The organism is Agromyces sp. NPDC127015 (genome assembly GCF_042725165.1).
In the GTDB taxonomy this organism is placed as follows: Bacteria; Actinomycetota; Actinomycetes; order Actinomycetales; family Microbacteriaceae; genus Agromyces; species Agromyces chromiiresistens.
In genome coordinates, this window is record NZ_JBHXDI010000003.1 from 354,141 (window position 1) to 365,832 (window position 11,692).

Annotated in this window: 10 protein-coding genes; 5 read left to right on the forward strand and 5 right to left on the reverse strand. The window is 72.0% G+C overall.

What is annotated here, in order from left to right; translation table 11 throughout:
- Position 1: 1 nt before the first annotated feature.
- Positions 2 to 1,441: a permease prefix domain 1-containing protein gene (locus tag ACFWGP_RS11040; protein ID WP_376930918.1), complete on the reverse strand. Its 1,440-nt coding sequence runs from the start codon at positions 1,439 to 1,441 to the stop codon at positions 2 to 4.
- A 1-nt stretch (position 1,442) separates the two neighbouring features.
- Positions 1,443 to 1,805, reverse strand: a complete 363-nt coding sequence (locus tag ACFWGP_RS11045; RefSeq protein WP_231432098.1) for a PadR family transcriptional regulator — start codon at positions 1,803 to 1,805, stop codon at positions 1,443 to 1,445.
- Between the two features lie 244 nt (positions 1,806 to 2,049).
- Here ACFWGP_RS11045 and aceA point away from each other — a divergent pair, with 244 nt between their 5' ends.
- Positions 2,050 to 3,384 (forward strand): isocitrate lyase, encoded by a 1,335-nt coding sequence (gene aceA / locus ACFWGP_RS11050; protein ID WP_231432097.1) that lies wholly within the window; start codon positions 2,050 to 2,052, stop codon positions 3,382 to 3,384.
- A 106-nt stretch (positions 3,385 to 3,490) separates the two neighbouring features.
- Positions 3,491 to 5,158: a malate synthase A gene (aceB, locus tag ACFWGP_RS11055; protein WP_231432096.1), complete on the forward strand. Its 1,668-nt coding sequence runs from the start codon at positions 3,491 to 3,493 to the stop codon at positions 5,156 to 5,158.
- 142 nt (positions 5,159 to 5,300) lie between these two features.
- Here the strand turns inward: aceB and ACFWGP_RS11060 are convergent, their stop codons facing one another.
- Positions 5,301 to 6,686, reverse strand: a complete 1,386-nt coding sequence (locus tag ACFWGP_RS11060; RefSeq protein WP_376930919.1) for an ATP-binding protein — start codon at positions 6,684 to 6,686, stop codon at positions 5,301 to 5,303.
- A 59-nt stretch (positions 6,687 to 6,745) separates the two neighbouring features.
- Between ACFWGP_RS11060 and ACFWGP_RS11065 the strand changes: the two genes are divergently transcribed.
- A complete protein-coding gene (locus ACFWGP_RS11065; protein ID WP_376930920.1) occupies positions 6,746 to 7,423 on the forward strand; it encodes a GNAT family N-acetyltransferase in 678 nt (225 codons plus the stop codon).
- Positions 7,424 to 7,453: 30 nt separating this feature from the next.
- Here ACFWGP_RS11065 and ACFWGP_RS11070 read toward each other — a convergent pair whose 3' ends face one another.
- Entirely contained in the window at positions 7,454 to 8,863 is a 1,410-nt protein-coding gene (locus tag ACFWGP_RS11070) for an MFS transporter (protein ID WP_376930921.1), read from the reverse strand.
- 55 nt (positions 8,864 to 8,918) lie between these two features.
- Between ACFWGP_RS11070 and ACFWGP_RS11075 the strand changes: the two genes are divergently transcribed.
- The gene (locus ACFWGP_RS11075) at positions 8,919 to 9,875 is read left to right on the forward strand and encodes a DUF5937 family protein (RefSeq protein WP_231432092.1); all 957 of its coding nucleotides are present in this window, start codon (positions 8,919 to 8,921) and stop codon (positions 9,873 to 9,875) included.
- Positions 9,876 to 9,890: 15 nt separating this feature from the next.
- Here the strand turns inward: ACFWGP_RS11075 and ACFWGP_RS11080 are convergent, their stop codons facing one another.
- Positions 9,891 to 10,880 (reverse strand): NADP-dependent oxidoreductase, encoded by a 990-nt coding sequence (locus ACFWGP_RS11080; RefSeq protein ID WP_376930922.1) that lies wholly within the window; start codon positions 10,878 to 10,880, stop codon positions 9,891 to 9,893.
- Positions 10,881 to 10,982: 102 nt separating this feature from the next.
- Here ACFWGP_RS11080 and ACFWGP_RS11085 point away from each other — a divergent pair, with 102 nt between their 5' ends.
- Entirely contained in the window at positions 10,983 to 11,690 is a 708-nt protein-coding gene (locus ACFWGP_RS11085) for a Pr6Pr family membrane protein (RefSeq protein ID WP_231432090.1), read from the forward strand.
- The last annotated feature ends 2 nt before the right edge of the window (positions 11,691 to 11,692 follow it).

The window sequence follows — 11,692 nt, forward strand, 5'->3', positions numbered from 1 at the left end:
CTCAGGCGAAGCCGAACAGCGGCGGGAAGACCACGACGAGGATCGCGGCCCACGCGAAGTACACCGGGAGCATCGCGGTCTGCCAGCGCTCGAGCGCGCCGAAGCCCGTGCGACGCCGCAGGAAGCCGACCTGCAGGCGCATCGCCCAGGCGAGGTTGACGAGCAGGATGAGGTTGAGGCCGAGCGACGCGGTCTTGTTCGCGCTGAAGCCGAACTCGCCGGTGCGCCCGAGCATCGCGATGAGGACGACCACGTCGAGCACGAGGGCGCTCGCGAGCATCAGGGCCTGCAGTCGGTCGAACCACCCGGGCGGCAGCAGCGGGTCGCGCGCCGAGATCGAGTAGACGAGGAGGCCGACCACCACGACGAGCACGGCGTCGAAGGCGATGAGCAGGTCGCGGCTCGCGTCGACGAGGTTCCACTGCACGAGCGCCGCGACGACGAGCGCGAGCAGCAAGAGGGTGAACAGGGGTGTGAAGACCTTCGTGAGCACGGGGGCGATGTTCTCGATCACGCGCTGCTTCGCCCCGACGAGCCACGCCGCGACGAGCACCGCTCCCGCCGCGCCGAGCGGCAGCACCCACTCGCCCACGAATTGCATCACGTCGACGCCGATCGAGGCGAACACCGCGACCGTCAGCGCCGAGAGCGCGCCACCGCCGAGGGCGATGAGCAGGTAGTAGACGAACCACTCGCCGCTGAAGCGCACGACGTCCATGCGGGTGCGCTCGTCGCGCCAGCCGCTGCCGGCGTAGGCGATGCCGACCGCGAGCCAGAGCACGACGAACGAGCCGATCATCGCGATGATCTCCGTCGCCGCGGTGATCCCGGCGACCTCGGATCCGGCGGTGGCCGTGTCGGGAACCGTGAACGGGTAGAGGTTGAGCGCGAGCCCGGTGACGAGGAAGACGGCGCCCACGGTCGCGAGCACCCCGAGGGAGGGCCGGCGGCGCCACGCGAACCAGAGCGCGAGGAACGGCAGCACGATCACGGCACTGTTCAGCACGACCTGGGCGGGGTCGTCGGTCGCGAGGTCCACGGCCTTCACGGCGAGGCCGGCGCCGGCGCCGAGTGCCAGCGCGACGGCGAGCCCGTTCGCCCGGCGGTGGAACGGGAGGGGACGGGCGGCGTCCTCCTCATCGACGGCGTCGGTGCCGCCGTCGCCCGTCAGCACGAGCTGCTTCCAGAGCCGCTCGGAGTGCTCTCGTGCGTACTCGCGGGAGAGATCGTCGGTCGCGCCGAGGCGCTTCACCGCGACCAGGAACGCCTCGTCGGGGGTGAGCCCGGCGGCGACGAAGTGGTCGACGGTGTCGTAGAGGTGGCTCTCGAGCTCGGCGAGGTCGGTCGCGCTCATCGCATCGTGCCGCTGCATCCATCGCCGCCACGAGGCGACGAGCGCGTCGAGGTCGGTCGGCAGGTCGTGGGGCGCGTCGATCGGCACGTCAGACCTCCCCGAGCGCGAGGCGCAGCCGGGGGCGGTCGTCGGGCCACACCTTGCTCAGCACGTCGCCGACGACCGACCACTGCCGGCGCTGCTCGGCGAGCACCGCCTCACCCTGCTCGCTCAGGCGGTAGTGCTTGCGCGGCCGGCCCGAGTCGCTCTGACGCCACTCGGAGTGCACGTGCCCGAGTCGCTCGAGCCGGTGCAGGAGAGGGTAGAGCATGCCGTCGCTCCACTCGAGCTCACCGCCCGACAGGGCGGTGATCCGCTGCAGGATCGCGTACCCGTACGACTCTCCCTCGGCGAGGATGCCGAGCACGACGGGCGTCGCGGCCGCCGCGACCAGGTCTTTGCCGATGCGCATGACCGTCTCCATACCTTGAGCTGCTAGATACCTAGAACTGCAAGGTACCACGACGGCGCCGGTGGAGGCGAGCGGCGGCCAACCGGTGGCGCTTCTTCCGTGCCGCAGAAATACCGCAGAAGTTCACCCCCCGGATCGTCGATGCGGCCCGTCCCGGCGGGCGCAGCATGGGTTTCACGACGAGCGGACGCCCCGCCACGAGGCATCCCGCATCACGACCTCGCACGACCGAAGGAGCACGACGATGAGCACCCCCACCCGCCCCGGCGACCAGACCCAGACCGCTGCCGAGCTGCAGCTCGAGTGGGACGCCGACCCGCGCTGGGAGGGCGTCAAGCGCGACTACACCGCCGAAGACGTCATCGCGCTCCGCGGCCCCGTGCGGGAGGAGCGCACGCTCGCCAAGCGCGGCGCCGAGAAGCTCTGGGAGAACATCCAGAAGAACACCGGGAACGCGTTCGAGCGCATGGAGGACCCCGAGTGGTCGGCCGCGCTCGGCGCCCTCACCGGCAACCAGGCCGTGCAGCAGGTTCGCGCGGGCCTCAAGGCGATCTACCTGAGCGGCTGGCAGGTCGCCGCCGACGCGAACCTCTCGGGCCAGACCTACCCCGACCAGTCGCTCTACCCCGCGAACTCGGTGCCGGCCGTCGTGCGCCGCATCAACAACGCGCTCCTCCGGGCCGGCCAGATCGAGACGGATGCCTCGGCCACGGGCATCGCCGACTGGATGGCGCCGATCGTCGCCGACGCCGAGGCGGGCTTCGGCGGACCGCTCAACGCCTACGAGCTCATGCACCAGATGATCGAGGCCGGAGCCGCGGGCGTGCACTGGGAGGACCAGCTCGCGAGCGAGAAGAAGTGCGGGCACATGGGCGGCAAGGTGCTCATCCCCACCTCGCAGCACATCCGCACGATCAACGCGGCCCGCCTCGCGGCCGACGTCGCGGGCGTGCCGTCGATCATCATCGCCCGTACCGACGCGCTCGCCGCGACGCTGCTGACGAGCGACCACGACGAGCGCGACCGCCCGTTCGTGACGGGCGAGCGCACCGCCGAGGGCTTCTACGAGGTGCAGAACGGCATCGAGCCGGTCATCGCCCGCGGCCTCGCCTACGCCGAGTACGCCGACCTGCTCTGGGTCGAGTCGGCCGAGCCCGACCTCGAGCTCGCCCGCCGGTTCGCCGAGGCCGTGCACGCGAAGTTCCCCGGCAAGCGCCTCTCGTACAACTGCTCGCCGTCGTTCAACTGGAAGCGCCACCTCGACGACGACCAGATCGCCAAGTTCCAGCGGGAGCTCGCGTCGATGGGCTACGCGTTCCAGTTCATCACCCTCGCGGGCTTCCACGCCCTCAACCACTCCATGTTCACGCTCGCCAAGGACTACAACGAGCGTCACATGTCGGCCTACGTCGAGCTCCAGGAGGCGGAATTCGCCTCGGAGGCCGCCGGCTACACCGCCACGCGCCACCAGCGCGAGGTCGGCACCGGCTACTTCGACCAGATCGCCACCGCGCTGAACCCGCAGAGCGCCACGCTCGCCCTCGTCGGATCGACCGAGGAAGACCAGTTCAACCACTGACGCATCCGTCGGTCGAGGAGGCGCGAAGCGCCGTATCGAGACCACCACACCGGTCTCGACACCCGCTCCGCGCTCCTCGACCGGCACGTCGCAAGGAGACGAAACCATGAGCACCATCACCCTCGAACGCGCCGAGACCGAACCGCGCACCGCGACGGGCAGCTTCGCCGTCGTCGACCCGCGCATCGAGATCACCGCCCAGCTCGGCGAGCGGTACGACGAGATCCTCACGCCCGAGGCGCTCGAGTTCATCGCCGAGCTGCACGACCGGTTCGCGCACACCCGGCACGAGCTGCTCGCCGCCCGGCTGCAGACCCGGGTCGACGCCGCGAACGGGCGCGACCCGAAGTTCCTGCCCGAGACCGCCCGCATCCGCGAGGACCGCAGCTGGCGCGTCGCCGGCGCCGGCCCCGGCCTCGAGGACCGCCGCGTCGAGATCACCGGCCCGACCGACCGCAAGATGGCGATCAACGCGCTCAACAGCGACGCGAAGGTCTGGCTCGCCGACCAGGAGGACGCGACGAGCCCCACCTGGCGCAACGTCGTCGAGGGCCAGCTGAGCCTGTTCGACGCCCTGCGCGACCGGCTCGAGTTCACGAGCCCCGAGGGCCGGCAGTACCGTCTCGAGCGCCCGATCACGGAGACCCCGACGATCGTGTTCCGCCCGCGCGGCTGGCACCTCACCGAGAAGCACCTGAAGTTCCACGACCGCTCGGGCCGCGCCATGCACGCCTCGGGCTCGCTCGTCGACTTCGGGCTCTACTTCTTCCACAACGCACGCCGGCTCATCGAGCTCGGCCGGGGTCCGTACTTCTACCTGCCGAAGCTCGAGTCGCACCGCGAGGCGAAGCTCTGGAACGACATCTTCGTGTTCGCGCAGGACTACGTCGGCATCCCGCAGGGCACCGTCCGGGCGACGGTGCTCATCGAGACCATCCAGGCCGCCTTCCAGATGGAGGAGATCCTCTTCGAGCTGCGCGACCACTGCGCGGGCCTCAACGCCGGTCGCTGGGACTACATCTTCTCGATCGTGAAGACGTTCCGCAGCCGGGGCCGCCGCTGGGTGTTCCCCGACCGCACGCAGATCACGATGACGGTGCCGTTCATGCGGGCCTACACCGAGCTGCTCGTCTCGACGGCGCACCAGCGCGGTGCGTATGCCATCGGCGGCATGAGCGCGTTCATCCCGAACCGCCGAGACCCCGAGGTGACCGAGCGTGCGCTCGCCGCGGTGTCGGCCGACAAGCGCCGAGAGGCCGGCGACGGGTTCGACGGCACCTGGGTGGCGCACCCCGACCTCATCCCGACGGCACGGGCCGAGTTCGACGCGGTGCTCGGCGAGCGGCCGAACCAGCTCGACCGCCTGCGCGAGGACGTCGAGGTGACCGGTGCCCAGCTGCTCGACATCCCGTCGGTGGGCGGCGCCGTCACCGAGGCGGGAGTGATCGACAACATCCAGATCGCGATCCGCTACATCGAGTCGTGGCTGCGCGGCATCGGCGCCGCGGCGATCGAGAACCTCATGGAGGACGCGGCGACGGCCGAGATCTCGCGGTCGCAGATCTGGCAGTGGCTGCACGACAACACCGTCACCGCAGAGGGCACCCGCATCGACCAGACGTACATCGTCGGGGCGATGGGCGAGGCGGTGCGCAGCCTGCCCCGATTCGAGGGCGACCGCTTCGACGACGCCATCCAGGTGTTCCGCTCGGTCGCGCTCGAGCCCGAGTTCCCCACGTTCCTCACGCTGGGGGCCTACGCCCGGTTCCTGTGACGGGCTGATCGAGGGGATGCCTCGGCGGGACACGATCCCGCCGAGGCATCCTGCTGTGCCGCGGTGGTCTCGAGACGCCGCACTCGACCGCTCGACCGCTCGACCGCTCGACCGACCGACGCCGATCACCGAGCGACCGCGGTCAGCGCAGGGGCACGCCCACGTCGCTTCCGCCCTCGGGCGTGAGACGCCGGTTCATCGCGAGCAGGGTCGGCGCGGGGGCGAAACCGCCGGCGAAGAGCGCCTCGCCCTGGCGGAACCACGGCGAGCGCGCGACGAGCGCGGCCGGCGCATACCCGAAGTACTCGGCGATGCCCGCGAGATCGATCGGCGAGCTCATCTTCATGAGGGCGAGGTTGTCGCACTGGGAGACGATGCCGGGGTGCACCTTCGACGGTCGCTGCGTCGAGATGAGCAGCCAGAGGCCGTACTTGCGGCCCTCTGCGGCGATCTGCTCGATGCGGTCGCGCACCGCGATCGCGAGGGGCGACGTGAGCGCGGGGGAGCAGAGGTTGTGCGCCTCGTCGATCACGAGCAGGGTGGGCCGCCGCTCCTCGCGCCGCTCCCAGAGCTCCTCGAGCACCGACAGCGCGACGACGAGGTGCTGGTCGGGCGTCGAGAACCCGCCCAGGTCGAGCACGGTCGCGTCGGCGCGTTCGTCGATGACGAGCGTCGCCTCGCGGTCGTGGCCCGCCCACACCTCCCAGTTCAGCAGGCCCATGTTCTCGATGCGAAGGCCGAGCGCACGACGCACGGAATCGTCGGAGCCGAGCAGCTCGGGCAGCACCTCGTCGGGCTCGTCGGCGCTGAGCGTGTCGCCGAGATGCACGACCGCGTTGAACTCCTCGCGGTCGGCGACCGGGTCGAGGCGGAGCACCGCGGCCTTCGCCTCGAGGCTCAGGGCGGGGAAGCGGGCGCGCAACGGCTCGGCGCCCGGCGTGCTCGGGCGCAGCACGCGGATGTCGCGTTGGCCCAGCAGTTCGGCCGTTGGCCCGCTCGCGCCGGGGTTGAGCTCGCCGAGCCGCACGAAGTCGGAGTTCGGGTCGAAGACCACGACGGGCAGCGCGGTGTGCGCGACGAGCTGCTCGAGCACGACGCCGAGGGCGTACGTCTTGCCCGACCCGCTCTGCCCGCACCAGAAGGTGTGCCGGTTGAAGCGATGGCTGAGCAGTCGCGCCGGGCGGATCGGCGGGCTGAGGTTCACGCCGATCTCGAGCGTCGCGCCCATCGCCGCGTGCACGAGGTCGATGGTGTCGGCGTCGGCGATCTCGACCACGGCGTCGGAGAACGGCGAGCCGCCCCGAGGGTCGAACCGGGTGCCGTCGATGATGCCGATCAGGCGACCGAGCACGGCGTCGGGCTCGCCGCCGGCCGCTCCGCGCTCCTCGACGATCGCGAGGTGCCGCCGGTCGTCGGCCGTGACGAGCAGCAGGGTGCCGGCGGTGAACGGCGTGCCGGAGGCATCCGCGATCGTGAACGATCGCCCGTCGTCGGAGCGGGCGAGGAGCGGCGAGCTGCGGTCGGCCATGCGCCGATCATGGCACGGCGGGTCCGACCGGCGACAGGACTTCCCGGCGACGCGCCGGCATGGCCGCCGTGCGCACCGCGGCGTCGCGGGCGATCGCCGACGTCACGTTCGGCGCGCTGCGGGCGATCGCCGACGTCACGTTCGGCGCGCTGCGGGTCGTGCTCTGGCAGAATCGCGGCGTGAGCGCCGTGACCGAACTCCTCATCCGCCCGGCGGCCGCGACCGATGTCGAGCCGCTCGCGGAGCTCGCCGCCGAGACCTTCCCGCTCGCGTGCCCGCCGCACACGACGGCGGAGGCCGTCGCCGACTTCGTCGCGCGCAACTTCCTGCCCGAGCACTTCGCGAGCCACCTGGCCGACCCCGATCGCATCGTGCTCGTGGCCGAGCGCAGCGACGGGACGTCGGCCCGGCTCGTCGGATACAGCATGCTCGTGGGCGGCGAGCCAGGCGACGCGGATGCCGCCGCCGCGGTCGCCGCCCGCCCGGCGATCGAGCTCAGCAAGTTCTACACGCGTGCCGACGAGCACGGCGGCGGCATCGCCGCGCCGCTCATGGCGGCGACCCTCGACGCCGCCGGGGCGACCGGTGCGATCGCGTGCTGGCTCGGCGTGAACGAGCAGAACGCCCGGGCGATCCGCTTCTACGAGAAGCACGGCTTCGCGAAGGCCGGCCGCAAGCACTTCACCGTCGGCGGCCGCCTCGAGAACGACTGGGTGCTCGCGCAGCCGCTCGGCTGAGCCGCCGCGCCGCGAGCGGTCACCGGGAGTTCAGGCGGGCGAGGGGGATGCCGCGGCGCGAGCCGCGCGCCGGGCGATCCAGGCCGTGCCGAGGCCCGAGACGAGGAAGATCACGGCGAGCACCGTCCAGCCCCAGAGCCCGTTCGAGATCGCGGTGGCGTTCACCACGAGGGGTGCCGCGAGCGCACCGACCGAGTAGCCCATGCCGAACACGCCCTGGTAGGTGCCGGCGCGCACGGGGTCGGCGAGCTCGAAGCTGAGGCCCCAGCCGCCCGCCTGCGAGAGCACCTCCGCGAAGGCGTGCGCCAGTGCGGCGATCACGAGCACGGTGACGGCGAACCCGGTCGGCAGCCCTGCGGCCGCGGCGTACACGAGGCACGCCCCGGCCATGAGCCACGCGGCGATCGCCGAGACGCGACCCGCGACCCGCAGGTCGTGCGTGCCGCGCGACATCGGCACCTGGAAGACGACGACGATCGCCGTGTTGAGGATGAGCAGGGCGGCGATGAGCACCTCGGGCGCGGACGTGTCGCGGGTGATCCACAACGGCACGCCGAGCTCGCCGACGCCGAACTGTATGCCGAAGATCGCGCTGAGCACCGTGAGGGCGAGGTAGCGCGGGTCGCGCCACGGCGAGTGGGCGCGCCAGTTGCGGCGCTCCTCGGCGATCGCGTCGGCGGTGGCCGCGGCATCCACGGAACCCGTGGCGGTGACCACGTCGGCGACCGTCGGCCGTGCCGGTGCATCGACGCGCGCGGGCAGCCGCACGAGCTGGAACAGGCCGAGCAGGTAGAGCACGCCCGCGCCGATGATGAGCCCCCGGTACGCCTCGGCGGTGCCGAGCGCGAGGGCGAGGGCGCCGAGGCCCGAGCCGACCGCGATCGAGACGTTCGTGACGGTGCGCAGCACCGCCCTGGCGTGCACGCGCGACTCGCCCTCGAAGGCGCGCGCGATGATCGCGGAGCGGGTCGAGTTCGCGCCCTGCTCGAAGAACCCGCAGACCACGGCGATCACGAGTGCCGTCGCGAAGTCGCCCGCGAAGACGTACGCGATGAGCGCCACGCCCTCGACCGCGGTGAAGAGGATGAGCAGCCGCTTCGCGCTGAACCGGTCGGCGAGCCATCCGCCGGCGAACGACGCGACGACCCCGGCCGCGCTCGCCGAGGCGAGCACGATCGCGACCTCTCCCGGCGCGAGGCCGACGATCAGGGTGAAGTACAGCACCGTGACGGCGAGGAAGATGCCGCGGCCGATCCGCGAGATGAGGGTCGCGCCGACGAGGATGCGCAGCACCGGGTCGGCGACCGAGGCGGCGAGGCGGGCGCGCCAGGTGGGGCGTGCGCCCGGCGTCTCGAGAGGCGGGGATGCCTCGGAGCCGACGGCCGGCGTCGAGCCGGTGCCGGGAGCGGGGTCGGTGTCGGTCGGGGAGGTAGGGCTCACGGTTCAGTTCTGGCAGAGGCCGAGGCGCCACGAAATTGATGTAGCGTATGCCTTCATGTTGCGCTACGTGCTGAACGAGAACGATGTCGCAGCCGTGCGCTTCGGCATCTCGCCGCTCTCGGAGCTCGGCCTCTCGTTGCGCGCCGTGCGCGACCCGTCGCGGTTTCCGCTGCAGCTGCCCTGGGTCGCCCGCACCGAGACGGCACGGGCGGGTCTCGACCACGCCGTGCTCGCGGCGCTCATCGACGATCGCCTGTGGACGCCCGACTTCCTGAACCCGAGGCCGGAGTCGCCGCTCACCCGCCTCGACGACGAGCTCGAGGCGCTGCTCGAGACGCCGGCCGAGGTGTTCCGCCGCGACCTCGAAGCGGTGCACGGCGCGGTGCCCGCGGTGTTCGCGGGCTCGCACCGGGCGGCGCTGCGGCGCATCGTCGCCGCGCTCGACGAACTCTGGGAGTCGTCGTTCGCACCGTACTGGCCGCGCATGCGCGCGGTGCTCGAGGCCGACGTCGTGCACCGGGGCCGTCAGATCGCGCAGTCGGGCGTCGCGACGATGCTGAACGGCCTGACCAGCACGGTCGAGTTCGCCGACGGGGTGCTCGCGGTGCGACTGCGGCATCCGATCGAGCGCACCCGGGCCGTCGGCGGCTCGGGGCTCACGCTCGTGCCGACGATGTTCACGCGTCGCGCCTCGGCGCCGGTCGGCGACGGCCCGCCGATGCTCATGTACCCGGCCCGCGGCCAGGGCGCCCTGTGGGAGGCCGAGGACGTCGCGAACCCGGCGGCCGTCGCCGCGGTGCTCGGCGAGACGCGCGCCCGCCTGCTCTCGGCGCTCGGCGACCCCGCCTCGTCGACCGAGCTCGGGGTGCGGTTCGGCGTCACCGCGTCGGCGGTGAACCAGCACCTGCGGGTGCTCCGCGACGCGGGGCTCGTCGTCTCGACCCGGTACGGTCACAGCATGCTCTACCTGCGCAGCGAACTCGGCTCGTCGCTGCTCGCCGCCGGGCGGTGAGCGACCTCCCGCCGGTCAGGCGGGATCGGGCGCGACCCGCAGCACGATCTTGCCGCGCACGTGCCCGGCTTCGACGAGCCGGCTCGCCTCGGCGCCGTCGGCGAGCGGCAGCTCGCGGTCGACGTGCACGCGCACGGCCCCGTCGTCGATGAGGCGGGTGATGACCGCGAGCGTGCGGGCGTCGGGCGACACCGAGTACCCGGTGGCGCGCAGGCCGCGGGCCTCCGCGTCCTCCCCCATGGTCGGCCACGAGCCGGTCGGCACGTTCACGACCAGTCCGCCCGGGCGCAGCGCGTCGAGCGAGCGCACGCCCGTGTCGTCCTTCACGTTGCCGATCAGGTCGATCACGACGTCCTGGTCGCGGGCGACCTCCTCGAAGCGCTCGGTCGTGTAGTCCACGACGCGGCGGGCGCCGAGGTCGCGGACGAACTCGGCGTTGCGGGCCGATGCGGTCGCGGTGACGTTCGCGCCGAAATACGCCGCGAACTGTACGGCGAAATGGCCGACGCCGCCGGCGCCCGCATGCACGAGCATGCGCTGGCCGTCGTGCACCCGCGCCGTGTCGACCACCGCGCCCCACGCCGTGAGCGCGGCGAGCGGGACGGCGGCGGCGTGCGCGAAGTCGAGTGAGGCGGGCATCCGCGCGACGCTCATCGAGCTCACGCTGATGAGCTCGGCGAAGCTGCCGCCGGTGCGGGGCACCCGGCCCATGCCGTAGACCCGGTCTCCCGGCTGCAGCGGATGCGCCGCGTAGGGCACCTGCTCGACGATTCCCGCGAAGTCGTGGCCGAGCACGACGGGGAAGCCCGTGATCGCCGCCGCGGTGCCGCGGCCGGCACGCGTCTTCACGTCGATCGGGTTGAGGCTCGCGGCGACGACCCGCACGAGCACCTCGTCGCTCACCCGCAGTGGCCGCGGCACCTCGGCGAGGTGGAACTCGTCGGGGTCGCCCGTGCGGTCGATCACGAGTGCGTGCATCGTCGGGGCCTGCGTCGTCTGCGTCATGCGTCGTCCTCCCACCTCCATCATGCCGTCATCGCTAGGCTGCACTCAGCGTCGCGACGGGCTCGGCCCGACTGCGCCGCACGACGGCACGAGGGGAGCGCGATGCGACGGGTCTTCGGGGTACTGCGGGTGCTGGCCGCCGCGCTGATCATCACCGCGATCGTCGGCCAGTTCGTGAAGAGCCTCTCGATGGTCGAGGACCCGGGGTCCTTCGTGGTGAACTTCTTCAGCTTCTTCACGATCCTCTCGAACGCGCTCGCGGCCGTCGTGCTGCTCGCGGCCGCGTGGTTCGCGTTCCGGAGCGAGACCGACAGCCCCGGGTTCACGGTCGTGCGGGTCTGCGCCACGGCCTACATGACCACCACCCTCGTGGTCTACAACACGCTGCTGCGCGACATCTCGCTCGACCAGGCGACGACGGTGCCCTGGTCGAACGAGATCCTGCACGTCTGGGCGCCGCTCTATCTGCTCGCCGACTGGGTGCTCGCGCCCGGTCGTCGTCCGGTGCCGTGGCGGCGCCTCTGGACCGTCGCGCTCTTCCCGCTCGCCTGGGCCGCGTACACGATGCTCCGCGGCGCGATCGTCGGCTGGTACCCGTACCCGTTCCTCGACCCCGCCGTGAAGCCCGGCGTCGGCTACGACGGCGTGCTCGTGTACGTCGTCGCGATCGCCGCCTTCATCCTGCTCGTCGGTGCCGGGGTCATCGCGATCAGCCGAACGGCGTGGCCGTACCGCGGCGGCGCAGCCGAGGCATCCCCGGTCGTGGCGCCGGAGGCCGCCTCCGACGCAGACCGCGTCGACGCACGCTGAGC